Origin of the sequence: Leisingera sp. NJS204 (genome assembly GCF_004123675.1) — a bacterium.
In the GTDB taxonomy this organism is placed as follows: Bacteria; Pseudomonadota; Alphaproteobacteria; order Rhodobacterales; family Rhodobacteraceae; genus Leisingera.
On record NZ_CP035417.1, the window covers coordinates 3,745,116 to 3,767,523 of the forward strand.

Below are 22,408 nucleotides of genomic sequence, written 5' to 3' on the forward strand. Positions count from 1 at the left end.
CGGGCAACAGGGGCCGGCAGGCGGCAGATTACAGGAGTTCCACAGCATATGTTCTTATTTTGTTCATGTCATGCGATTCGGTCGATCCGCCCGGGGGCAGCGTGATGACCATCCGCCTGTTCAAAACCATGGCCTTCATGGTCATCCTTGCGGCTCTTGCCATTGGCAGCACCGCCCCGGTCACAGCCAGGGACGGCACCAGCAAGCATGTGACACGCAGAATGGCCCTGATGACCTCGCAGAAGGCGGCGATGGATGTGCTGACCGGCATGATGGCCGGACGCACATATTTTGACCGGGACAGGGCCCGTGCGGCCCGGCGGCAGCTGATCAGATCCACCGGCACCATCCGCAAGCATTTCAAGAAACCGCAGCTGGATCCGCGCTCTCATGCGCGGCCCTTGATCTGGCAAGCCTGGAAGGATTTCAAAGCCCGTGCAGACACCGCCGAAACGGCAGCCCGCGACCTCAGCACCCGGTCTCTGCCCGCCCTGCGCCGCACCCTGCCCAGCCTGATGCAAAGCTGCCTCAGCTGCCACGAAACCTATCGCAACACGCCCAACAGCTTCACCACGCACTGACCGGCAGGCATTGACCGGTACGCTCTGACCGGCAAGCTCTGACCAGTACGCCCGCAGCCGTCAGGTGCCGAACCGCGCCATAAAGGTCTCGATCGCGCCGGTAATCACCCGCTCACGTTCGGCCTCGGTAAAATGCTCGTCGATGTTGAACAGGAATCGCAGGAAAATATCCGCCTTGCACAGCTCGATGAACTGCGCGGCGGCCAGATCCGCATCCGGAATAGCCAGCTCGCCCCGCTCTACGGCGATTTTCAGGTAATCGCGGATTTGCCCGTGCAAAACCATCGGGCCGCTTTCATAGAACATCGGCCCCAGCTCAGGGAAGCGGTCGGCCTCGGCCACAAAGATGCGGAACAGCTGCAGGCTGATGCCGCCCATCAGCACGGCATGCACGTGTTCCGCCGCCACCCGCAGCACGCCGCGCGGGCCGCAATCGCCTGCTGCCAGATCCGGCCCGCTGTCCGCCTGCTGCCCGCAGACCGAACGCACCACCTCCATGAACAGCACCCGCTTGTCGGGGAAATAGCTGTACAGCGTCGCCTTGGACACGCCGGCCGCCTTGGCAATGTTGTCGACGCTCGCGCCCTCAAACCCGTCAGCCAGGAACACCTCGCGGGCCCCTGCAAGGACCTGATCGAATTTCCGGCCTGTACGCAGGACGCTGGCTTGCTGGTTCATGCGGGTTCCTTTGGCTGCCTGCGGGTCTGGGCCTAGTGTAGCCTCTGCTGCCGCATTGCAACAGCATAACCCGTGCCGTCTTGCAGTCCCTCGCGGAAGCGTTATGATTTAGAATCATTCTAAGTTGAGGGGCGGCAGATGCGTTTTTTCACCCAGCGCAAACGGTTTGCGGAGCTGACCGGGCAGGAAATTCTCGCCCTTGCGATCTCTTCCGAGGAGGATGATGCACGCATCTACCGCGGCTATGCAGAGCGGCTGCGGGCAGAATTTCCCGCATCAGCGGCGATGTTTGACGGCATGGCGGCGGAGGAGGACGAACACCGCGCCCTGCTCATCGCCCTGCACCAGGCCCGGTTCGGGCCGGCAATTCCGCTGATCCGGCGCGAGCATGTGGCAGGCTACTATGCCCGCCGCCCTATCTGGCTGATGGAAAACCTCAGCCTTGACCGCATCCGCGGCGAGGCCCGCGCGATGGAGCGCGACGCCGAACGCTTCTACACCGCCGCCGCCGCCCGCACCCGGGATGCCGCCACCCGCAAACTGCTGGGTGATCTGGCCGCGGCAGAAGCAAGCCACCAGGCCCGCGCGGGCGAACTGGAAGAGACACATCTGGCCCCCGGCACACGCACGGATGAAGATGCAGCCGCCCACCGCCAGTTCGTGCTGACCTGGGTGCAGCCGGGGCTGGCCGGGCTGATGGACGGTTCGGTCTCCACCCTGGCGCCGATATTTGCCACCGCCTTTGCCACCCAGGACACCTGGACCACCTTTCTGGTCGGCATGGCGGCCTCGGTCGGCGCGGGCATCTCGATGGGCTTTACAGAAGCCGCTTCGGATGATGGCGAACTTTCAGGCCGCGGCTCCCCCGTCAAACGCGGGCTGGCCTCCGGCATCATGACCACCGTGGGCGGCCTGGGCCACGCCCTGCCCTATCTGATCCCGGACTTCTGGACCGCCACCACGCTCGCCTTGCTGATCGTCTTCGTGGAACTGTGGGCCATTGCCTGGATCCAGAACCGTTTCATGCAAACCCCGTTCTGGCGCGCCACCATGCAAGTGGTGCTGGGCGGCGCCCTGGTGCTGGGTGCCGGTGCACTGATCGGCAGCGGGTAGAACCGGCCCCGGCGCTCTCCCGCCCGCTTCGGAACAGCCACAGGCTGCCCTCCCCGGTTGGGCCCGGCAGCGCTGACGCGCTGCGGGTGCGCCTTTGCTTACACCGGGCTTCTCAGGGTCAAGGGTGGCAAAGCCGCCGCCCGCCAGCGCGGTCTGCCATTGAGGATGCTATGGCCAGTCTCACAATTGACTTAGTGCTCTTTTGGGCACTCCTGCCCTTAGAGCGCGTCTCATCAGAACCCGCTGCCCCGTGCGCAGCACGGGGCCACGCCCAACTGCGAAAGGCTTCCAAAGGATGCCTATGAGCAGGCGGGAGCACATCCCTTTTGCCAAAAACAGCCTTTGCCAATTGGTCAGCTCTTGTTACCAATCCCCATGGCCGAGATCTTCTTCCGCACCCTGCCCTTCTTTGCAATCATCGGCCTCGGCTACTGGGCCGGGCGCAGCCGCTTCTTTACTGAGGACGCCACCGCCTACCTCACCCGCTTTGTGTTCTACTTCCCGCTTTCGGCGATGATCTTCGGCTTTGCCGCCAATCTGTCGTTTGCCGAGGTCTTTGATCCTATCCTGATCCTCGGCTATCTGGCCGGCACTCTGGCGGTCTACCTGCTGGTGACAGCCGTGGCCGTGTTCCGCGGGCTGGACATGCCCACTGCAGCGGTTGAGGCGCAATGCGCGGCAATCGGCAATGTCGGCTTTCTGGGCCTGCCGATGATGGCGATCCTGTTCGGTCCGGCCTCGATAGCGCCGATGATGGTGGTGCTGAGCGTCGATCTGGTGGTGTTTTCCTCGCTGATCGTCATTTTGATCAACGCAGGCCGCGGACAGGGGCTTGGTACTGCGACGTTAAAGCTGGTCGGGCTGGGGCTGCTGAAGAACCCGATGATTCTGTCCATTGTTGCGGGCCTCGCCTGGTCGGCCTCCGAGCTGCCGATCCCGGCGCCGGCAAACGACTTCCTCACCATCCTCGGCGGCGCTGCCACCCCCGGAGCCCTCTTTGCCATCGGCGCCTCGCTCGCCTCGAAATCGGCAGAACGGGTGCAGATCTCGGGCTGGCTCAGCTTTGCCAAGCTGGTGCTGCACCCGGCCTGCGTCGCCCTTGCGGTGCTGTGGCTGATCCCCGCCGCCCCCTTTGCGGCCTCTGTCGCCATTGCTGCTGCATCACTGCCGGTCGCGGGCAATGTCTACATGCTGGCGCAGCATTACGGCGTGGCGCCGCACCGGGCCTCCGCCGCCATCCTGATCTCGACCGTGCTGTCGATCATCACCGTGCCTGCGGTGATCGCCTGGGTGTCCTGACACAGTTCTATAGACGGATCACGTAATCCTTGCGGGTGGTCTCGATCACCTCCCAGGTACCGCTGAAGCCGGGGCGCAGGATAAAACTGTCGCCTGCCGCCAGCGGATACTCAGCGCCGTCATCGCTGGTGATCACCGACCGCCCGTGCAAAATCCGGCAGTATTCCCATTCGTCATAAGAGATCCGCCACTTGCCCGGCGTCGATTGCCAGATGCCGCAGTAAAGCCCGTCCTGCTCTTCCGCATTCCAGGTGGTGAACACCGGGTCGCCCGCAACCACCTTGGCCGGATCCGGGCGTTCGGTTTCCGGTTCCGCGGCGCTGGTGGTCAGTCTTTGGAAATCGCTCATATCTCCGTCGCTCCCTGTTTTTCCGGCTGCAGACTGTTCCGGCATTCCGGCCCGGTGTCCAGCACCCCTTCGCGCCTTTCACCAAACAATCACCGGCCTTGCGCCCGCATGTTTGCGAAATCGCAAGCCTTGTGCCGCAAAAACCGGCATTGCTGCCGCCCTCCCGCTGGACCCTGAGGCCAACTGCGGATAGCGATAGGGCTAACAGATTATTAGGAGCCTCACCGATGGAAACCGTTTCCGAGAATCGTGCCTTTGGCGGCACCCAGGGCGTCTACAAACACGCCAGCAGCGCCACCGGCGGCGACATGACATTCGGCCTGTTCCTGCCGGAAGAGGCCAAAGACGGCCCGGTGCCAGTGCTGTGGTATCTGTCGGGTCTCACTTGCACCCACGAGAACGCGATGTCCAAGGCGGGCGCCCAGGCCTGGTGCGCCGAGCAGGGCATCGCCATTGTCTTCCCCGATACCTCGCCCCGCGGCGAAGGCGTCGCCGACGACGAGGCCTATGACCTGGGCCAGGGCGCGGGGTTCTATGTGAACGCCACGCAAGACCCTTGGGCGCCGCATTTCCGCATGTGGGACTACGTAGCCGAAGAACTGCCAGCCCTGCTGGGCGAAAAATTTGCCATCGACCTGGACCGCCAGGCGATCACCGGCCATTCCATGGGCGGTCACGGCGCGCTGACGCTGGCGATGAACCTGCCGGGCCGCTACAAATCGGTCTCCGCCTTTGCGCCGATCTGCAACCCCACCGCCTCGGAATGGGGCCGCAAGCAGCTGAGCGCCTATCTGGGCGAAGATGAGGCTGCATGGGCCAAGCATGACGCCACCCTCCTGATGCGCGAAAAAGGCTTCGACGGCCCGGTGCTGATCGACACCGGCACCACCGACCAGTTCATCGACCTCCTGAAGCCCGAGGCGCTGGCCCACGCGGTGGCCGAGCGCCGCCAGCAGGCCACCCTGCGGCTGCAGCCGGGCTATGACCACAGCTATTTCTTCGTGTCGACCTTCATGGAGGAGCATGTCTCCTTCCACGCCGACGCGCTGTACCAGAACTAAGAAACGAAGGACGCGGCCATGAGTGAAGACTTTGATTATGACTTGATCATCATCGGCTCCGGCCCCTCGGGCCGCTCAGCCGCCATTCAGGCAGGCAAGCTGCACCGCCGGGTGCTGGTGATCGACCGCAAGGACCGGCTGGGGGGCGTTTCGGTGCACACCGGCACCATCCCGTCGAAAACCCTGCGCGAAACCGTGCTGAACCTCTCGGGCTGGCGCGAACGCAGCTTTTACGGCCGCTCTTACCGGGTCAAGGATGATATCCTTGCCGAGGATCTGAAGGCGCGCCTGCACAAGACCCTCGATCACGAGGTCGACGTGCTGGAGCATCAGTTCAACCGCAACCATGTGGACACGCTGATGGGTCTGGCCAAATTCATCGGCCCCAACGAGGTTGAGGTCGCCACCGAAGCCGGCGAAACCACCCGGCTGACGGCAGAGAAGTTCCTGATCTCCACCGGCACCCGCACCTACCGCCCGGATTACGTGCCGTTCAACGGCCGCACCGTGGTTGATGGAGATGATTTCCTTGAGATGGCCGATATTCCGCGCTCGCTGGTGGTGATCGGTGCCGGCGTGATCGGGGTGGAATATGCCACCATGTTCTCGGCGTTGGATGTGCGCGTCACCCTGATTGAGCCGCGCGAGAGCTTCCTTGATTTCATCGACAAGACCCTGATTCAGGAGTTCACCCACCAGATCCGCGAAAACGGCGTTGATCTGCGGCTCGGCTCCGCGGTGGAATCCATCGAGGACGCGGGCGAGCATGTCGAAGTGACCCTGGACAACGGCCGCCATGTGCGGGCTGAAATGCTGCTGTTTGCCGCCGGCCGGCTGGGCGCAACAGCCTCGCTGAACCTTGAGGCGACCGGACTGAAGACCGACCACCGCGGCCGCCTGTCCGTGGACCGCAAGACCTACCAGACCGAAGTGCCCCACATTTATGCTGCAGGCGATGTGATCGGCCATCCGTCGCTCGCCTCTACGTCGCTGCAGCAGGGCCGGGTTGCTGCCTGCCATGCGCTCGACACGCCCACCATGCCCGAAAGCCCCTGGTATCCCTATGGCATCTATTCGGTGCCGGAAATGTCCACCTGCGGCATGTCCGAAGAAGAACTGCAAGAGCGCGGCATCCCTTACGAGGTCGGCGTCGCCCGCTTCCGCGAAACATCGCGCGGGCACATCATGGGGCTGGAGCACGGCATGCTGAAAATGCTGCTGTCGCTGAAAACCCGCCGGGTGCTGGGCGTGCAGATCGTCGGCGAAGGCGCAACCGAATTGATCCACATCGGCCAGGCGGTGATGAACCTGCAAGGCACGGTGGATTACTTCGTGCAGAACACCTTCAACTACCCGACTCTTGCCGAAGCGTATAAAATCGCCGGCCTCGACGCCTTTAACCGGATGCCGATCCCGGAAGAGTTCAAGGTCAGCAAACCCGCCCGCAAGACCAAAGCCAAAGCAGCACCTAAGGCAGAAGCCAAGCCCGAGGCAGACAAAAAGGCCGCCGAGTGACCGCGCTATACATTGACGCCGACGCCTGCCCGGTGAAGCAGGAGGCCGAGCGGGTCGCCACCCGCCATGGCTTGCGCATGTTCGTGGTTTCCAACGGCGGGCTGCGCCCCTCGCAGAACCCGCTGGTGGAAAACGTGATCGTGTCTGAGGGCGCCGATGTCGCCGACATGTGGATCGCAGACCGCTGCGGCCCTGGCGATGTGGTGGTAACGGGCGACATCCCCCTTGCCGCCAAATGCATCGAGGCAGGTGCGCGCGTGCTGCGCCACAACGGTGAGCGGTTTACTGAGGCCAACATCGGCCAGCAACTGGCGATGCGCGACCTGATGGCCGACCTGCGCGCTGCCAATCCGCTGGGCGCAGGCGGCAGCGGCAAGGGCTTTACCAAGGCCGACCGCTCGCGGTTCCTGGACGCGCTGGAACGCGAGCTAAGGGCAGCAAAACAGACCTGACCCGGATCAAGGCTCCGCGCCAGTGGACCGCGTGCAACGCGGCCAGGCCTTAACGCGGGAGCAGACCGCCGAACACCCGGACAGGCGCGTACAGGGGCAGGAAACAGGAGGGCAACGGCATGAGCGCAGAGATAAAGATCAGCGTCCCCGGCCTGTTCGCCGCCGCCGGTGCCGGCGTTTCCTTCTCGGTCATCGACATGATCTTCAAGTTCCTGTCGGGTGATTACCCGCTTTACGAAATGGTGCTGTTCCGCTCCGTCATCGCGGTAGCCGTCATGCTTGCTATTATCATGCCGCTGGAGGGCGGCTACCACCTCTTGCGCACCCACCAGCCGAAACTGCACCTTGCGCGCTGTCTGGTGGTGTTCTTTGCCAATATCTGCTTTTTCACCGGCCTCACCCTGCTGCCGCTGGCAGAGGCAGTAGCGATTGCCTTTGCCACGCCATTGATTGTCACCGCCCTGTCGGCGCTGTTTCTGGGCGAACGTCCCGGCCCCTGGCGCTGGGGCGCAGTGTTTGCCGGCTTCCTGGGCGTGCTGATCATCATGCGCCCCGGCCCCGGCACCTTCCAGGCCGCGGCGCTGCTGCCTTTCCTCGGCGCCTGCGGCTATGCAACCCTGCACGTGCTGACCCGCCGCGCCGGCAGCAGCGAGGCCGGTGCGACGCTCGCCTTTTATCCGATGATGGGCTTTCTGATTCTCAGCGCCCTGGCTGGTCTTGCCTTCGGCGACGGCCGCTTTGCCACTGGCGACAGCCCGGCCTTCGACTTCATTCTGCGCGCCTGGATCTGGCCCGCGCCGCAGGACTGGCCCTATCTGATCGGCGTCGGTATCGCGGGTTCGGCGGGCGGCTATCTGGTCAGCCAGGCCTACCGCATGAACGAGGCCGCGCTGGCCGCCCCGTTTGAATACATCGCGATGCCGATGTCGGTCCTGTGGGGCGTGCTGATCTTCAACGAATGGCCCGACCTGCCGGTCTGGCTCGGCAGCGCTCTGATCATCGCCTCCGGCCTGGTCTCCGTCTGGCGCGAAACCCGCCGCAACCGCCCCGCCCCGCGTCCCCGCCCGCGCGCAGAAGGATAAGCCACATGCCCATTGATGCCGTCGTCTTTGACATTGGCCGCGTGCTGATCGAGTGGGAGCCGGAACGTTTCTACGACAGCCGCATCGGCGCCTCCCGCCGCCGCCAGCTGTTTGCCCAGGTGCCGCTGCACGAAATGAACCTGAACGTCGACCGCGGCCACCCTTTCCGCGGCAGCGTCTATGCCCTGGCAGAACAGCACCCGGAGTGGCGCGAGGAAATCCGCTGGTGGCACGGATGCTGGCTGCAGATGGTCCCGCGCAAAATCTCCCGCAGCGTCCGGCTGATGCAGGCCTTGCAGGCCAAAGGCATCCCGGTCTTTGCGCTCAGCAACTTCGGCGCCGAGACCTTTGAACTGGCCTGCGGTTCCTATCCGTTCTTGCGTGGCTTTGACCGCACATTTGTCTCTGCCCATTTGAAATGCATCAAGCCAGAGCCGGAAATCTATGCCATTCTCGAACGCGAAACAGGGGTAGCGCCGGACCGGCTGCTGTTCACCGACGACCGCCTAGAGAACATCGAGGCCGCCACGATACGCGGCTGGCAGACCCATCTGTTCACAACCCCCGCCCTCCTGGCGGCGCGGTTGGTGCAGGCAGAGCTGCTAACAGAACATGAGGCCGCCTGAGACGGCACACGCAAAAGGAAGACAGGCACATGAGCATCCCATTCATCGGGTTTGACGAGGGCGAAGCGCTGCTCGATTGGATCAGTTTCACGGGCGCCCTGGCTGCCAGCCACGATTTGCCCAAGGCCGGGATCGGCGATACATTCCTCTACCGCGATCCTGACACGCTGCTCAGCCGCTCCGCCTGGATCGACGGCATGGGCCTGGCAGTGAAGACAGCCAACGTCTTCCCGCGCAACCCCGGCGCAGGCAAGCCGATGATCAACGGCTCCGTCTGCCTTTACTCGGACGCGGACGGCACGCTTGAGGCGCTGGTCGACTTCCACCTGGTCACCAAATGGAAGACTGCGGGCGACAGTCTGCTCGGCGCCCTGCGGCTGGCCAACCCCGCCGCCCGCGAAGTGCTGATCGTCGGCGCTGGCACCGTCGGCGGCTCCCTGATCGAAGCCTTCGGCGCCGGCTTCCCGCAGGCGCAGATCCGGGTCTGGAACCGCACCGGTTCCAAAGCCGAGGACCTCTGTGCCAAATACCCCGACACCCTCCACACACCGGATCTGGAAACCGCCGTGAGGGCGGCGGATATCATCGTTACTTGCACCATGTCCTCCGAGCCGGTGATCAAGGGCGAATGGCTCAGCCCCGGCCAGCACCTCAACATGATCGGCGCTTACCGCCCCGACATGCGCGAGGCCGATGACGAGGCGCTGCGGCGCACGCAGATCTTTTGCGACAGTTTCGATACCACCCTGGACCACATCGGCGAATTCAAGATCCCGCTGGCTGCCGGCACCATCCAGCGCAGCGACGTGCTGGCGGACTACTATACCCTCAGCCGGTTCCCAGCCTATGACCCGGCCCGGATCACGCTGTTCAAGAACGGCGGCGGCGCCCATCTCGACCTGATGACCAGCCACCACATCCTGCAAAAATGGAAGGCCAAGGCATGATCTGGCTGCTGGTCCTTGTTGTTCTGCTGATCGCCGCCGCGCCTTTCCTGCGCGAACGCCTGCGCAAACCGATGAACACAAAGGTCCGGCAATCCGCCCCCGGCGCCTTCGCGCAGCTCTCCGGCGGGCTGACCCACTACCGCTGGTCCGGCCCCTTGCGCGGCCCGGTTGCGGTCTGCGTGCACGGCCTCACCACACCGTCGTTTGTCTGGGACGGCGTCGCCCGGGGACTCGCCGCCCTGGGCTATCGGGTGCTGAGCTATGACCTCTACGGGCGCGGCTACTCGGACCGCCCGGAAGGGCTGCAGGACAGCAGTTTCTTTACCACCCAGCTGGAACAGCTGCTGCAGGATCAGGAGGTCGGCGATGATTTCACCCTGATCGGCTATTCCATGGGCGGCGCCATTGCCACCGCCTTTGCCGCCGCTCACCCCACCCGCCTGCGCGAGCTGATCCTGCTGGCGCCGGCCGGCTTCGGCAGCAGCCCTGGCCGCCTCACCCGGATGATCCGCCAGATCCCGGTGCTTGGCGATTGGCTGATGCACGCGCTCTACCCGGCGCTGCACATCCGCAGCACCGAGGCCGAGCGCAACCTGCCGTCCTCGGTGCCCGGCATTGCCGACCTGCAGCAGCGCGAGCTGGGCTTTCAGGGTTTCATCCCCGCGGTGCTTGCATCCCTGCGCGGCATCCTGAACGAAGATTTCACCGATGAGCTGCGCGGCCTGCACAAGGCCGGCGTGCCGGCGCTGGTGATCTGGGGCCAGGATGACGCAGTGATCCCGCCAAACTCCGCCGGCCGCCTGGCCGAACGCGCCCGCTCGGTCCGCCAGGAGGAAATCCCGGGCGCGGGCCACGGCCTGCCTTACACCCACACGGACGAGGTGCTGCAGATCATCGCCGAAAACCACCGCCGCGGCCTGATGTGACATCCGCGGATAGGCCCCTGTTGCTTCATCTTTGCAGAAATACTCCGGGGTCCGGGGCTGGCCCCGGTCCGGCAGCCGGCATCACAGCAAACCGCCGGCGTTACCCCGCCGCCACCGCAGCCCGCAGCGGACGTTCCTTCACCGGCAGATGCACAATCGCGCTGAACGCCCCGACGCCGACACCGATCCACCAGACAAAGGTGTAATCGCCATAAGCGTCATACATCCGCCCGCCCAGCCAGACGCCCAGAAAACTGCCCAGCTGGTGGCTGAAGAACACGATGCCGTAAAGCGTGCCCATGTAACGCAGCCCATAGATATGCGCGACCAGACCTGAGGTCAGCGGCACCGTCGCCAGCCACATGGACCCCATCGCAACCGAGAAGATGATCACGCTCATGGGTGTGATCGGGAACATGATGAACGCCGCCGCCGCGATCGTCCGCCCGGTGTAAATCGCCGCCAGCAGGTATTTCTTGGAATACCGCTTGCCCAGATAGCCCGCCAGCAGCGTGCCGCCCACATTGGCCGCCCCGATCAATGAGATTGCCGCCGCCCCCAGCGCCGAGGTGGTGGTAATGCCCAATGAGTGCAGCGCCCCGCCCGGCAGGATCGGCCCGCACATCTCGGTCACGAACGCCGGAAAATGCGCGGTAACAAAAGCCAGCTGATAGCCACAGCTGAAAAAGCCGAGGAAAATCAGCGTGTAAGACGGATCCCTGAAAGCCTTCATCAGGATCGCACCCATGCTCTCTTCCAGCTCTGCCTTGCCGGCTGTCTCCGGTGCCCGCATCAGCGGCAGCAAGGCAATCAGCGCCAGCACCACGCCCGCAAACACCAGAAAAATCGTCTGCCAGGGCAGAAAGCCCAGCATCCACTCCGCCGTGGGCGCACCGAAAATCTGCCCCGCGGACCCTGCCGCGGTGACAATCGCCAGCGACATCGAACGGTTTTCATCGGAACTCGCCCGCCCGACAACCGCCAGCACCACGCCAAAACCAGTGCCGGCAATGCCAAAACCCACCAGCCATTCATAGCTTTGCATTTCAAACGGCGTCGTCGCCCAGGAGCTCAGCACCAGCCCGGCGGCATAGACAATGGCCCCCATGACGATCGCCTTGCGGTCGCCTATCTTCTCGGCAATGGCACCGAATACCGGCTGCCCGATGCCCCAGGCCAGGTTCTGAACGGCAATCGCCAATGAGAACTCCGAGCGCAGCCAGCCGAACTCCTCGGCAATCGGGATCTGGAACACCCCGAACGAAGCCCGCACCGCAAAGCTCACCATGATGATGATGCAGCCGACGATCAGAACGGGGGTAAACAGCGGCGCGGGACGGTCCATGCGGTCTCTCCTGACAGGCCGCGCAACCCTCTGGGATTTCACCGCAGGCGTCAAATCAGGATTTTTGCGGCTCCGGTTAAGAAGTTTTGATCACCAGCGCTTTTGTCCCTTAATCCAGACCGTTTCCGGAACTGAAAACCTCGAGAGTGTTGCGGCAAACTCCGGGCGCCACCGGGCACGCGCCCGGACGCAGGTGACAGTCCTTCCAGAAAACCACTTGGTTATTGCTCGCATTTCCGTAGTAGCAGTATATGACCGGCCTATGTCAGGCGTCTTCAATCGCCACAGGGCCGCTTTCAAGTTTCTTTTCCCCACATAGACTTTAGATCGTTTGAAGAATAAATGCGCCTTACTGTGTGCAGAGATATATGCTGCACAAACGTAGGTACGGCCCTCTCGGCTTATCACTTTATGTATTGTTACAATTGGAAAAAGCGTTTCGTCTCCCGCTTTCTGCGGCCAGTGGCCCTCAAATAGATAAGTGTCATCTATGGTGTCTGTCACACTTTCAAAAACTGATGCTGCATGGCCATTGACGGGATTTAACAGCAAGAATGCAGCCAGAGTAAACACGGTAAAAACGAATATCGAACGATATGCTTTCGCAGGTGACAATCGCGGCAAAATGCTTTTCTCCCAAATATTTTGTTCCGGCGGCCCAGCCGCGCAAAGTCAGTACTGCGGGTTCTGGAGCCGTCTTGGCAGCATGACTTAGAGTAACCATTCGAACTAATCGCTGCCACAATCAATGTGAAAGCAATTGCTCCCCGCTTCCCATCCCCAGCGCCCCGCGCTATCCCTGTCCTATGACCCATCTGACCACGCTGTACCGGCAGAAGACCGACGCGGGCGAATTGCAGCCCGACCCGGCCCAGGAGGCCGTGCTTCCCCATTTCGACCGCATCGCGGAAGGGCTGATGGCGCCGCCGGTGAAACGCGGCTTCTTCCGCAAGGCGGAATATGAACCGGTCCAGGGGCTCTACCTCTGGGGCGGGGTCGGGCGCGGCAAGTCGATGCTGATGGATCTGTTTGTCGACAGCCTCGGCGATATCCCCTCGCGGCGGGTGCATTTCCACGCCTTCATGCAGGAAATCCACGCCAAGATGCACCAGGCCCGCCAAAGCGGCGTCGAGGACGCGCTGGCGCCAGTGGCGGCAGAGGTGGCGGAGTCGGTGCGGCTCTTGGCCTTTGACGAGATGCAGATCACCGATATCACCGACGCGATGATCGTCGGACGCTTGTTCGAGGCGCTGTTTGCCGCCGGCGTCACCGTGATCACCACCTCCAACCGGGTGCCGGACGATCTGTACAAGAACGGGCTGAACCGCCAGCTGTTCCTGCCCTTCATTGATCTGATCAAGGATCATATGGCGTTGCATGAGATGGTCAGCGCCACCGATTACCGGCAGGACCGGCTGACCGGCGCACAGGTCTATTTCGCCCCCATCGATGCCGAGGCCCGCGCGCAGATCCGGGCGATCTGGCAGGATCTCTCGGGCGGCGGCAACGCCCAGCCGCTGACGCTGGAGGTGAAGGGCCGCGAAGTTACTCTGCCCGCCTTCCGCAACGGGGTGGCACGCGCCACTTTCTATGACTTGTGCGGCAAGATGCTGGGACCGGGCGACTACCTCGCCATCGCCGAAGAGGTAAAGGTCCTGGTGCTGGAAGACATCCCGCGCCTATCGCGCAACAACTTCAACGAGGCCAGGCGGTTTGTGACCCTGATCGACGCTTTGTATGAGGCCAAGGTGCGGCTGATCTGTTCTGCGGCAGCCCAGCCCGAGATGCTCTATGTCGAGGGCGAAGGAACGTTTGAGTTCGAGCGCACCGCCTCCCGCCTGCGCGAGATGCAGGCCAAGGACTGGGGCACCGCGGCCCCATGATCGTCCGCGATACGCCCCGGCGGCGGGATATCTTCCTGATCCTGAGCGGATCGGTGGTGCCGCGCATCCTGCCCAACATCATCGGCGCTGCGCTCTGGGCGCTCCTGGTGCTGGTTCTGGACCGATATATCGTTGCAATGCCGCAGATTTCCATCGCCGCAATGGGGGTCTTCGGCCTGTCGCTGTCGCTGTTCCTCAGCTTCCGCAACAACGCCGCCTATGACCGCTGGTGGGAGGCGCGGCGGATCTGGGGCCGCATGGTCTCCGACGTGCGCAGCCTGGCGCAGGAACTGCGGATCTTTGCGGGCAAGGGCCCGGACGAGGAGTACATCCTGACCCGCATCCTGGCCTTCCACCACCTTCACCGCGCCCAGCTGCGCGGCGATGAGGTCGCGGAGACGGTCCGCCACTGGGTCGGGCCCGAGGCGGCAGAGCAGCTGATGCAGACGGAAAACAGCCCCAACGCCGCCCTGCGCGATATCGCCACCCGCCTGCGTGAAATGGCAGAGGACGGCCGCATCGACGGCTTCGGCCAGCGCGCCCTGGCCGAACGTCTCGCCGCCTTCCCCGCCGCCCAGGCCGGGAACGAGCGGCTGCTGACCACGCCGCTGCCTTTTGTCTATTCACTGCTGGTCTGGCGCACCACGTATCTCTACTGCCTGCTCTTGCCCTTTGCCCTCTTGGACAGTGCGGACTGGTTCGAACCGCTGGTGGCGGCGGTGGTGGCTTATGTGTTCTTCGGTCTGGCTGAGGTCACGCATGAGCTGGAGCACCCGTTTCGCAAGCAAGCCAATTCGGTGCCGCTCAGCGCCATGTGCCGGGTGATGGAAATCTCAGTCTGTAATGCCTTGGGCCGCGAGGTGCTGCCCAAGCTGGAGCCGGTGGACTACGTACTGGACTAGGGGGCGGAGGGAAGACGGGGCCGCCGCCCCCTCGGTGTACTTCTGGAAAGATGAAGAATGGCCGCGCCGCGTCAGCGGCGCCCGGCCCAACAGGATGAGATCGCCAGATCGAAGCCGGGCGGGAGAGCCTGCTCCGCCACAGGCGCAAATCTCAGCCGTTTTCGCGCAGGATATGGCCCGCCAGATAGAGCGAGCCGCAGATCAGCACCCGCGCCTGCGGGTCCTTGGCAGTAATCGCCTTCAATGCCGCCATTGTGCTGTCCGCCGTGCCGGCCTCGATGCCCACGGACCTGGCCGCAGCCTCGGTGTCTTCCGCGCTCAGCGTGTTGATCTCATCGGGGATCGAGATGGCCGTCAGGCTCGTCACCTGCGGCGCCAGCGGGCGCATATAACCGCTCACGTCCTTGGTGTTCAGCATGCCGCAGATCAGATGCGTCGGGCGCGCCGGAAGTTTTGCCAGCACATCCGCCAGCGCCACGCCGGCCGCAGCGTTGTGGCCGCCGTCCAGCCACAACTCTGCCTCAGGTGCCGCCTCGGTCAGCGGGCCGGTCTTCAGCTTCTGCATCCGCGCGGGCCATTCGGCGTTCGCCATCGCGGCCTCGCAGGCCGCCTCATCAGCGCCCAGGTGGCGCAGCGCTGCCAGCGCAGCACCGGCGTTCTGGATCTGATGCGCGCCCAAGAGGGCCGGCAGCGGCAGGTCCAATAGGCCGAACTCATCCTGGAACACCAGCCGGCCGCGTTCCTCGTAGACATGCCAGTGCTGGCCATAGGCGATCAGCGGCGCGCCAAGGCGGGCGGCGGTGGCCTCGATCACCTCCATCGCCTCCTCCGGCTGCGGACCAACCACAACCGGCACGCCGCGTTTGATGATACCGGCCTTCTCGGTGGCGATTTTGGTCAGCGTGTCGCCCAGGAACTGCTCATGGTCGATCGAGATCGGGGTGATCACGCTAATTGCGGGTTTATCAATCACGTTTGTGGCGTCCAGGCGTCCGCCCAAACCGACCTCCAGCAGCGTGTAATCCGCAGGCGTGCGGGAAAACGCCAAGAGGCCGGCCACCGTGGTGATCTCGAAATAGGTGATATTCTCGCCGCCGTTCTTGGCATAGCACTCGTCCAGCACCTCACTCAGATGCGGCTCGGAGATCAGCTCGCCCGCCAGCCGGATCCGCTCATGAAAGCGCGCCAGATGCGGTGAGGTGTAGGCGTGAACGCTCTTGCCCATCCCCTCAAGCCCGGCGCGGATCATCGCCTGGGTCGACCCCTTGCCATTGGTGCCGGCCAGATGGATCACCGGCGGCAACTTGTCCTGCGGGTTGTCCAACGCGGACAGCAGCCGCCAGACCCGGTCCAGCGTCAGGTCGATGATCTTGGGGTGCAGCGCCATCATGCGGGCGAGGATCGCGTCGGAGGTCTGGGTCATCGGCCTGGTCCTGTCAGATCGGAAAGTCAAATGCAGCAAATAACAGCGCCCGCCCAGGTAAGGACGGGCGCGGTCCGGCCGGACAGCCGGGCAGGTTAATATAGACCGGTTTATTCGGCAGCTTCTTCGCTGACTGCGGCCTCGGTTGGCGCATTTGCGGCCATGGCGGGGTCTTCCTCTTCCGGCGAGGGCAGATCGCCCACCACCTGCGGCGGCAGGCCCATCAGCATCCGAATGATGGTGATCAGCTCACCGCGCATCTCGGTGCGCGAGGTCACGCGGTCCAGCATACCGTGATCCAGCAGGTATTCGGCGCGCTGGAACCCTTCGGGCAATTTTTCGCGGATGGTCTGTTCAATCACGCGGGGACCGGCAAAGCAAATGAGCGCATTGGGTTCAGAAATATGCACATCGCCCAGCATCGCATAAGACGCTGTCACCCCGCCGGTGGTCGGATGGGTCAGCACCACGATATAGGGCAGGCCCGCCTCTTTCAGCATCTGCACCGCCACGGTGGTGCGCGGCATCTGCATCAGCGACAGGATGCCTTCCTGCATCCGCGCACCGCCAGCGGCGGAAAACAGCACCAGCGGGCGGCCCAGCTTCACCGCTTCTTCAGCCGCGGCGATGATGGCGTTGCCCACATACATGCCCATCGAGCCGCCCATGTAGGAAAAATCCTGCGCCGCAGCGATAATGGGGGTGCGGCCGATTTCACCGGCGGCCACCAGCATGGCGTCTTTCTCGCCGGTCTTTTTCTGCGCCGCCTTGATCCGGTCGGGGTATTTCTTCTGATCCTTGAACTTCAACGGATCGGCCAGCGGTTCCGGCACCGCAACCTCGGTGAACACACCGCCGTCAAACAGCGCGGTGAACCGGTCGCGCGGCGTGATATGCATGTGATGGCCGCAGCTGGTGCAGACGTTCTGATTGTCGCTCAGCTCGCGGTGAAACAGCATGGTGCCGCATTCATCGCATTTCTGCCAAAGGTTCTCGGGCACTTCACGGCGCGAAAAGATCGAGTTGATCTTGGGCCGGACGTAGTTGGTGATCCAGTTCATATTGCTTGCCTCTCCGGGGGCGCGGTTTGCCCCCCAGATAAGGCGCCTTGGCCGCAATTGCAATCAGCGGCGTATGGCAAGCCGTGCGCAAAGCCAGCTAACCAGCATCAGCGCAAAGTCCACCGCCATCCAAGGCCGCAGCGCCTGCACGTCCGCCATCTCGAAGGGGATCATATACAGCGCCAGCCCGTTCAGGCTGGTCGGCGAAGCAAACAGCAATAATGCAGTAACATTGTTGAAAAAATGCACCGCCATCGCCGGACCCAAGGTACCGGCCCGCGCTGTCAGATCCGCCATCAGCACCCCGAACAATCCGGCCCAGACGGTGATCAGCAGCGCATTCTCCCCGGCCTCGGCAGGCAGATAGTGCCCCAATGCAAACAGCGCCGACGGCCCCAGAAGCCACACTGCCGGGCTGCGGAACCGTGCCGCAAGCGCCTGCTGGATATAACCGCGGAACAGGATCTCCTCCGCAGAGGTCTGCACCAGCACCGCGGCAACAGACAAAGGCAGAATGCCCAGCCAGGTCCAGACCGGCAGGTTCGGGGTCATCGCCGGCCCCATGCTGTAGGGCGGCAGCAGCATGATCAGCACGCTCAACCCCAGCAGATACAGGCTCACCTTGCCGAACTGCCAGACCAGCGGCACCAGATGCCCCGTGACGGTGGCAAAGCTGCGCTGGTGAAACAGCCGCGCCGCCATAGCCACCCCCAGCGACAGAAAGGCAAAGCTGCCCAGCAGCACCAGCATGGCGCCGGGATTGCTGCCGTCACCCAGCCCCTGCAGCCAGGCGCCGGGGAACAGGCCCGCCACCATCACCTGCAGCGCCGCGGTCATCGCAAAGCTGACCGCCGCCACCAGCACCAGCCCCAAAAGCAGCCGCCACAGCGCAGGCTGCAGCCGGGCAAAGCGCACCAAGGCCTCATGCGCCCTGTAACTGTGCCCGTCGCTGTACCCGTCTCTGTGCCTGTGCTGCATGTGTCCTCCGGCTGGAATGGCGGCAAATTGCGCCAACGTTATGCATTGCTGCAACGCCATGGCAAGGCAGACAGCCCGGCGCGCGGTTCACACTTGCCGCGCAGCAGCCCTGCCCGTAATAAATTTGTCAAAAAAACAGACCGGCAGGGACCGCAGTGACCAGAACAAACAACGGGAAACCCGTGTCTTTTTCGCTCCCCGGCGGAAAGGCGCCAGGACTGCGCAGAGCTGCAGCCGCCGCCGCGCTGGCCGGCCTGGCCTTGGCGGGATGCAGCCCCGCCCCCACAGGCATGTCCTTTGCCGCCCGCGTGTCCGGCCCGGCGCCGCGCCTTAGCGGCCAGGTGATGTCCTTTGCCGGCGGCGGCGTGCTGCTGGCTGCCCCGGAAACCTTTTGCTTTGACCGGCGCAGCAGCACGGCGGATGACAGCGGCGGTTTTGCCTTGATTGCCCATTGCAGCCGGCTGGACCGGAACCGCTGGTTCGGCTCCCGCAATGCGGCCGTTCTGACCGCCTCGATCGGTCCGGCACAACAAGACGCCGCAGCCCCGCAAGCGGCTGATATCGTGGCCATGTTCCCCGGTGCCACGCTGCTGGAAACCCGCGACGACCAGTTGCTGCCGCTGGTCCGGCTGGAATTCCCCGAAGCCGTCGCCGAAGGGGCCAGTCCGGTTCACTGGCGCGGTGCCTTTGTGCTCGACCGGCATCTGGTCGCCCTGGCGCTCTATGCACCGGAGGGCAGCCGCGCCCTGGGAGGCCAGGGGGCAGCGCTGCTGAACGAAGTGACCCACCGCTCACTGGAAGCCTCCACCCTGCCGGATCTTGAGGAAGCCGGCGCGGTGCTGCCCAAAGGCCCCCGGCGGTCCCTGCGCCCCCTGGCACGGCCCGCAGCGGCAGCCGCCGGCGCCCCGGAAACCGGCGCCACGCCCGCCCTTCGCAAAAAACGCGGGCTTAGCCAGCGGATTGCCGGTTTATTTCAATAGCCGCCAGCGGTTACACTGGCGCCAGCGCCCGCCGCATTACCGCGCGGGCCGGACTCCGCAACACGGCGCAACAGGCAAGAGAGAGCACGATGGGCAGGATCATGGACCGGCTGCTGCACCTGCGCAGCCTGCGCCGCTGGCGCGCAGCCGCAGAAGAGTCGGCCCGCGCGCCGCTGTCTGAACTGCGCCGCCAGCGCAATCAGGCCCGCCAGCTGCGCACCCATCTGGACCGGCTGATCCACACCGCCGACGGCCGTTTGGCGCTGCCGCAGATCGGCTCCTCCTTCTTTCCGCGCCCGCATGGCACCGATTGGTCCTGGCGCCCGGAACTGTGGCGCGGGCCGCTGCCCGAATGCGGGCTGTCCTCCGTCCCCGCCAAGGCCCGGCTCGGCGATGAGGCGCAGCTGTTTCACGATTGCGCCTTCTCCGAACTGACCCTGCGCCAGCTGCGCAACACCCGCGAAGAAGACCTTGCTCCCTTCGGCCTGCGCATGGATGTGTTCCAATTCGACGGCTCGTTCCTGTCGCTGGTGATCGACCTGCCGCCCGCCGCTGCCAATGGCATGACCCGGCAGCATCTGCTGCGGATCGACAGCATTATCGAATCCGAAAAACCGATCGAGATTTTTGCCCGGCTCAACATCCAGCACGGTCCCAATACCGAACAGATCGTGCGCGAGCTGCCGCAGGAGCAAAAGAACATCGTGGTGGAGTTCGACCTGGCCTATTCCAAGCTGAACGAGAAGCGGATCGAAAAGATCTGGCTTGATCTGATATTTGAAGCGCCGGATATGAACCAGGTGATCCTGCGCGACCTGACCTTCTCGCGCCACCGCCGCGCGGCGATCTGAGGAACCTGAGCCATGAGCGACCTGTCACTGACCAAAATCCGCTTCCGCAACGGCATCTGGGAGGGCCGGATCAGCAACGCCCCCGCCAGCGGCGCGCGGCCCGAGATTTCCGTGATGTTCCAGGATCAGCCGGTGGCCGATGCAAAACTGAAAGAAGGCCAGGCAGGCGGCGAATGGCTGATCTCAGTGCCGGTCCCCGCCGAGGCATTGGCCGACGGGGTGCAGACTTTCGTGATATTCGATGCCGCCGGCGGCACCCGTCTGGGTGATTTCACCCTGATCGCCGGGGAGGCTGTGGCGGACGATCTGCGCGCCGAGGTCGAACTGCTGCGCGCAGAACTCGACATGCTGAAACGCGCCTTCCGCCGCCACTGCCTGGAAACCACCTGAGCGGCGGTTACACCAATGTCTGGAAATGCTCTGCCAGCACCTGCATCAGCTTGGCGTGCGGGATCGGGCCATAGCTGCAGCGCGCAACGCCTGCCTGCCGCGCGGTTTCCAGCGTGATACCGCGCATCATCGTGTTGACCGGCAGCGCGCTTGCCTCGCAGACTTGTGCAATCAGATCCGGATCAGTCAGGCCGGGGATGAAATACCCATTGCCGCCGGCCTCGGCATAAGCCGCGCCGCGTTCCAGCGCCTCCGCCATCAGGCCCGCGTGTTTCGACGCATCTTTTTCCTTCAGAAACAAATCTGTGCGCGCATTGACAAAAATGTCCGCATTGGCCGCCCGTACTGCAGCAACCCGCCGGGCCTGCTCTTCAATGCTGTAGAGCTCCGCCGTCCCAACCACCTGGTCCTCAAAATTCAGCCCCACGGCGCCGGTTTCGGCCAGCCGTTTAACATTGGCGGTCAGCTGTTCAGGCGCACGGGAATAACCGCCCTCAAAATCAATTGTCACCGGCAAATCCGTGGCGGCGATGATGCGTTCAGCGTTGCCCAGAACAAACTCCAACGGGATCTGCTCGCCATCGGCAAAGCCCTGCGCAACGGCCACCGGATAGCTGCCGGTCGCCAAGGCCGCGGCCCCCGCCCCGGCAATCGCCTTAGCACTGCCTGCGTCCCAGATGTTATACAGCACCACCGGGTTGCCCGGCTGATGCAGCGCCGCAAAGGCGCGTGCGCGGTCGGAATATATCATGCAGAAATCCTCTGTTTGTAGCTTGTCTCAATCTCGATCAGCCGCTGCTTGCGCCACAAGCCGCCGCCATAACCGGTCAGCGATCCATCCGCCGACAGCACCCGGTGGCAGGGTACTACCAGCGCCAGCTGGTTGGAACCATTGGCCCGCGCCACCGCCCTTGTGGCCGAAGCGCGGCCCAGCTCGCGCGCGATCTGCGAATAGCTGCGGGTTTCGCCGGCCGGAATAGTCAGCAGGTAGCGCCAGACCTCGCGCTCGAACCCGGTGCCATGCAGAGCCAGCGGGGTTTGGAAATCCGCGCCGTCACCCGCAAAGAACCGCTGCAGCTCTTCGGCGATCTGCTTTGTCGGCGCGGGCCGCCCAAAGCCGATCCCTCCGGGCTGCGCCTTTTGCAGCCTGGCCACTTCCCGCGGCAGCGCCTTGCGGTCGGCAAATTCCAGCAGATGCAGCTGGTGCCGGCAGCTGATCGCAATCATCGCGCCCAGCGGCGTGTCGATCCAGTCGGCCAGCAACAGCGCGTCCTTGCGGAAGGCGCCCGGCGCAATCCCGACCAGCTTGGCAAAGGCCGCGCGAAAGGCGCTGGCGCTTTCAAACCCGGCATCAATCTGCGCCGCAATCACCGGCTCGCCGGCTTTCAGCGCGGTGAACCCCTCGCGCAGGCGGCGCTGGCGGGCCATTTCCAGAAAGGTCATGCCGAAATGCCGCTTGAACGCCCTCCGAACGGTGGACGCATCCAGCCCCATCCGCGCCAGATCGCTCTCGCCCCAGCGATAGGCGGGACGCGCCTCCAGCCGGGCCAGAAGATCCTGTACCATCGGATCATCCCCGGCAGCAGCCGCCAGCGGCTTGCAGCGTTTGCAGGCGCGGAACCCCGCCTCAATACATTGGCCGGGGCTGGCGTAAAAGCGGCAGTTCTCGTACTTCGGATTGCGCGCCGGGCAGGTCAGGCGGCAGAAGATGCCGGTGGAGGTCACGCCCACATAGGCGCGCCCCTCATAGGCGTCATCACGTGTGATCAGCGCTTGGTACAGCGTCGGGGAATCAGGCAGGTCAAACATCATGGGGCGAACATAGCCCAGCCCATGCAATCAATGCGCCGGAGATCGGGCGTTGATATTCACTTTGACGCGACAAATGCATTGCGCCGGGTTGGGTGTTGCCCTTTCAGCGTACGCCGGTTTCACCTGATCATCAGGTTTTCACAACATACACTCC

Annotated in this window: 23 protein-coding genes; 15 read left to right on the top strand and 8 right to left on the bottom strand. The window is 63.9% G+C overall.

What is annotated here, in order from left to right:
- Positions 1–104: 104 nt before the first annotated feature.
- A complete protein-coding gene (locus ETW24_RS18195; RefSeq protein WP_254695648.1) occupies positions 105–581 on the top strand; it encodes a c-type cytochrome in 477 nt (158 codons plus the stop codon).
- 60 nt (positions 582–641) lie between these two features.
- On the opposite strand, the gene ETW24_RS18200 is transcribed toward ETW24_RS18195, so the two are convergent.
- Positions 642–1,259: a TetR/AcrR family transcriptional regulator gene (locus ETW24_RS18200; RefSeq protein WP_129372349.1), complete on the bottom strand. Its 618-nt coding sequence runs from the start codon at positions 1,257–1,259 to the stop codon at positions 642–644.
- Positions 1,260–1,397: 138 nt separating this feature from the next.
- Here ETW24_RS18200 and mbfA point away from each other — a divergent pair, with 138 nt between their 5' ends.
- Both mbfA and ETW24_RS18210 read left to right on the top strand, forming a co-directional pair.
- Entirely contained in the window at positions 1,398–2,372 is a 975-nt protein-coding gene (mbfA, locus tag ETW24_RS18205) for an iron exporter MbfA (protein WP_129372350.1), read from the top strand.
- Between the two features lie 375 nt (positions 2,373–2,747).
- On the top strand, positions 2,748–3,671 hold the full coding sequence (locus ETW24_RS18210; RefSeq protein ID WP_129372976.1) for an AEC family transporter: 924 nt from the start codon (positions 2,748–2,750) through the stop codon (positions 3,669–3,671).
- A gap of 7 nt (positions 3,672–3,678) precedes the next feature.
- Here ETW24_RS18210 and ETW24_RS18215 read toward each other — a convergent pair whose 3' ends face one another.
- On the bottom strand, positions 3,679–4,020 hold the full coding sequence (locus ETW24_RS18215; RefSeq protein ID WP_129372351.1) for a cupin domain-containing protein: 342 nt from the start codon (positions 4,018–4,020) through the stop codon (positions 3,679–3,681).
- A gap of 227 nt (positions 4,021–4,247) precedes the next feature.
- On the opposite strand from ETW24_RS18215, the gene fghA reads away from it, so the two are divergent.
- From fghA to ETW24_RS18250, 7 genes are all read left to right on the top strand, one after another.
- Complete coding sequence (gene fghA / locus ETW24_RS18220; RefSeq protein WP_129372352.1) at positions 4,248–5,081, top strand: S-formylglutathione hydrolase; 834 nt, start codon at positions 4,248–4,250, stop codon at positions 5,079–5,081.
- Positions 5,082–5,099: 18 nt separating this feature from the next.
- Positions 5,100–6,596: a Si-specific NAD(P)(+) transhydrogenase gene (gene sthA / locus ETW24_RS18225; RefSeq protein WP_129372353.1), complete on the top strand. Its 1,497-nt coding sequence runs from the start codon at positions 5,100–5,102 to the stop codon at positions 6,594–6,596.
- Positions 6,593–7,048: a YaiI/YqxD family protein gene (locus ETW24_RS18230; protein ID WP_129372354.1), complete on the top strand. Its 456-nt coding sequence runs from the start codon at positions 6,593–6,595 to the stop codon at positions 7,046–7,048. Before sthA ends, ETW24_RS18230 begins: the two co-directional genes overlap by 4 nt.
- A 119-nt stretch (positions 7,049–7,167) precedes the next feature.
- Complete coding sequence (locus tag ETW24_RS18235) at positions 7,168–8,130, top strand: DMT family transporter (protein WP_129372355.1); 963 nt, start codon at positions 7,168–7,170, stop codon at positions 8,128–8,130.
- Positions 8,131–8,135: 5 nt separating this feature from the next.
- A complete protein-coding gene (locus ETW24_RS18240) occupies positions 8,136–8,756 on the top strand; it encodes an HAD-IA family hydrolase (protein WP_129372356.1) in 621 nt (206 codons plus the stop codon).
- Positions 8,757–8,785: 29 nt separating this feature from the next.
- Positions 8,786–9,703, top strand: a complete 918-nt coding sequence (locus tag ETW24_RS18245) for an ornithine cyclodeaminase family protein (protein WP_129372357.1) — start codon at positions 8,786–8,788, stop codon at positions 9,701–9,703.
- Complete coding sequence (locus ETW24_RS18250; RefSeq protein ID WP_129372358.1) at positions 9,700–10,629, top strand: alpha/beta fold hydrolase; 930 nt, start codon at positions 9,700–9,702, stop codon at positions 10,627–10,629. The genes ETW24_RS18245 and ETW24_RS18250 overlap by 4 nt, the downstream gene beginning before the upstream one ends.
- Positions 10,630–10,729: 100 nt before the next feature.
- Here the strand turns inward: ETW24_RS18250 and ETW24_RS18255 are convergent, their stop codons facing one another.
- A complete protein-coding gene (locus ETW24_RS18255; RefSeq protein WP_129372359.1) occupies positions 10,730–11,974 on the bottom strand; it encodes an MFS transporter in 1,245 nt (414 codons plus the stop codon).
- Between the two features lie 806 nt (positions 11,975–12,780).
- Between ETW24_RS18255 and zapE the strand changes: the two genes are divergently transcribed.
- Complete coding sequence (gene zapE / locus ETW24_RS18265) at positions 12,781–13,857, top strand: cell division protein ZapE (protein WP_129372361.1); 1,077 nt, start codon at positions 12,781–12,783, stop codon at positions 13,855–13,857.
- Positions 13,854–14,759 carry a bestrophin family protein gene (locus ETW24_RS18270; protein WP_129372362.1) on the top strand — a complete coding sequence of 302 codons (906 nt, stop codon included), beginning with the start codon at positions 13,854–13,856 and terminating at the stop codon, positions 14,757–14,759. The genes zapE and ETW24_RS18270 overlap by 4 nt, the downstream gene beginning before the upstream one ends.
- A gap of 151 nt (positions 14,760–14,910) precedes the next feature.
- Here the strand turns inward: ETW24_RS18270 and ETW24_RS18275 are convergent, their stop codons facing one another.
- The 3 genes from ETW24_RS18275 to ETW24_RS18285 form a co-directional block, all read right to left on the bottom strand.
- The gene (locus ETW24_RS18275; protein WP_129372363.1) at positions 14,911–16,182 is read right to left on the bottom strand and encodes a bifunctional folylpolyglutamate synthase/dihydrofolate synthase; all 1,272 of its coding nucleotides are present in this window, start codon (positions 16,180–16,182) and stop codon (positions 14,911–14,913) included.
- 110 nt (positions 16,183–16,292) lie between these two features.
- Positions 16,293–17,243, bottom strand: coding sequence for an acetyl-CoA carboxylase, carboxyltransferase subunit beta (gene accD, locus ETW24_RS18280; protein WP_129372364.1), 951 nt, complete (start codon positions 17,241–17,243; stop codon positions 16,293–16,295).
- Between the two features lie 63 nt (positions 17,244–17,306).
- Positions 17,307–18,221, bottom strand: a complete 915-nt coding sequence (locus ETW24_RS18285; protein ID WP_129372365.1) for a CPBP family intramembrane glutamic endopeptidase — start codon at positions 18,219–18,221, stop codon at positions 17,307–17,309.
- Between the two features lie 182 nt (positions 18,222–18,403).
- Between ETW24_RS18285 and ETW24_RS18290 the strand changes: the two genes are divergently transcribed.
- From ETW24_RS18290 to ETW24_RS18300, 3 genes are all read left to right on the top strand, one after another.
- Positions 18,404–19,201, top strand: coding sequence for a hypothetical protein (locus ETW24_RS18290; protein ID WP_254695649.1), 798 nt, complete (start codon positions 18,404–18,406; stop codon positions 19,199–19,201).
- An 89-nt stretch (positions 19,202–19,290) separates the two neighbouring features.
- Positions 19,291–20,052, top strand: coding sequence for a DUF6478 family protein (locus ETW24_RS18295; protein WP_129372366.1), 762 nt, complete (start codon positions 19,291–19,293; stop codon positions 20,050–20,052).
- Between the two features lie 12 nt (positions 20,053–20,064).
- Positions 20,065–20,442 (top strand): hypothetical protein, encoded by a 378-nt coding sequence (locus ETW24_RS18300; protein WP_129372367.1) that lies wholly within the window; start codon positions 20,065–20,067, stop codon positions 20,440–20,442.
- A 7-nt stretch (positions 20,443–20,449) separates the two neighbouring features.
- On the opposite strand, the gene ETW24_RS18305 is transcribed toward ETW24_RS18300, so the two are convergent.
- On the bottom strand, positions 20,450–21,193 hold the full coding sequence (locus tag ETW24_RS18305) for an isocitrate lyase/PEP mutase family protein (RefSeq protein WP_129372368.1): 744 nt from the start codon (positions 21,191–21,193) through the stop codon (positions 20,450–20,452).
- Positions 21,190–22,254 carry a bifunctional transcriptional activator/DNA repair enzyme AdaA gene (locus ETW24_RS18310; protein WP_129372369.1) on the bottom strand — a complete coding sequence of 355 codons (1,065 nt, stop codon included), beginning with the start codon at positions 22,252–22,254 and terminating at the stop codon, positions 21,190–21,192. Before ETW24_RS18310 ends, ETW24_RS18305 begins: the two co-directional genes overlap by 4 nt.
- Positions 22,255–22,408 lie beyond the last annotated feature (154 nt).

Excerpts from the sequence above, each read along its gene's own strand:
- ETW24_RS18245 (WP_129372357.1), top strand. The coding sequence starts at position 8,786 with ATGAGCATCCCATTCATCGGGTTTGACGAGGGCGAAGCGCTGCTCGAT.
- ETW24_RS18305 (WP_129372368.1), bottom strand. The coding sequence starts at position 21,193 with ATGATATATTCCGACCGCGCACGCGCCTTTGCGGCGCTGCATCAGCCG.
- ETW24_RS18270 (WP_129372362.1), top strand. The coding sequence starts at position 13,854 with ATGATCGTCCGCGATACGCCCCGGCGGCGGGATATCTTCCTGATCCTG.
- ETW24_RS18235 (WP_129372355.1), top strand. The coding sequence starts at position 7,168 with ATGAGCGCAGAGATAAAGATCAGCGTCCCCGGCCTGTTCGCCGCCGCC.
- accD (WP_129372364.1), bottom strand. The coding sequence starts at position 17,243 with ATGAACTGGATCACCAACTACGTCCGGCCCAAGATCAACTCGATCTTT.
- ETW24_RS18195 (WP_254695648.1), top strand. The coding sequence starts at position 105 with ATGACCATCCGCCTGTTCAAAACCATGGCCTTCATGGTCATCCTTGCG.
- ETW24_RS18295 (WP_129372366.1), top strand. The coding sequence starts at position 19,291 with ATGGGCAGGATCATGGACCGGCTGCTGCACCTGCGCAGCCTGCGCCGC.
- sthA (WP_129372353.1), top strand. The coding sequence starts at position 5,100 with ATGAGTGAAGACTTTGATTATGACTTGATCATCATCGGCTCCGGCCCC.
- ETW24_RS18285 (WP_129372365.1), bottom strand. The coding sequence starts at position 18,221 with ATGCAGCACAGGCACAGAGACGGGTACAGCGACGGGCACAGTTACAGG.
- ETW24_RS18200 (WP_129372349.1), bottom strand. The coding sequence starts at position 1,259 with ATGAACCAGCAAGCCAGCGTCCTGCGTACAGGCCGGAAATTCGATCAG.
- zapE (WP_129372361.1), top strand. The coding sequence starts at position 12,781 with ATGACCCATCTGACCACGCTGTACCGGCAGAAGACCGACGCGGGCGAA.
- ETW24_RS18250 (WP_129372358.1), top strand. The coding sequence starts at position 9,700 with ATGATCTGGCTGCTGGTCCTTGTTGTTCTGCTGATCGCCGCCGCGCCT.
- ETW24_RS18310 (WP_129372369.1), bottom strand. The coding sequence starts at position 22,254 with ATGATGTTTGACCTGCCTGATTCCCCGACGCTGTACCAAGCGCTGATC.
- ETW24_RS18240 (WP_129372356.1), top strand. The coding sequence starts at position 8,136 with ATGCCCATTGATGCCGTCGTCTTTGACATTGGCCGCGTGCTGATCGAG.
- fghA (WP_129372352.1), top strand. The coding sequence starts at position 4,248 with ATGGAAACCGTTTCCGAGAATCGTGCCTTTGGCGGCACCCAGGGCGTC.
- ETW24_RS18255 (WP_129372359.1), bottom strand. The coding sequence starts at position 11,974 with ATGGACCGTCCCGCGCCGCTGTTTACCCCCGTTCTGATCGTCGGCTGC.
- ETW24_RS18300 (WP_129372367.1), top strand. The coding sequence starts at position 20,065 with ATGAGCGACCTGTCACTGACCAAAATCCGCTTCCGCAACGGCATCTGG.
- ETW24_RS18215 (WP_129372351.1), bottom strand. The coding sequence starts at position 4,020 with ATGAGCGATTTCCAAAGACTGACCACCAGCGCCGCGGAACCGGAAACC.
- ETW24_RS18275 (WP_129372363.1), bottom strand. The coding sequence starts at position 16,182 with ATGACCCAGACCTCCGACGCGATCCTCGCCCGCATGATGGCGCTGCAC.
- ETW24_RS18210 (WP_129372976.1), top strand. The coding sequence starts at position 2,748 with ATGGCCGAGATCTTCTTCCGCACCCTGCCCTTCTTTGCAATCATCGGC.
- mbfA (WP_129372350.1), top strand. The coding sequence starts at position 1,398 with ATGCGTTTTTTCACCCAGCGCAAACGGTTTGCGGAGCTGACCGGGCAG.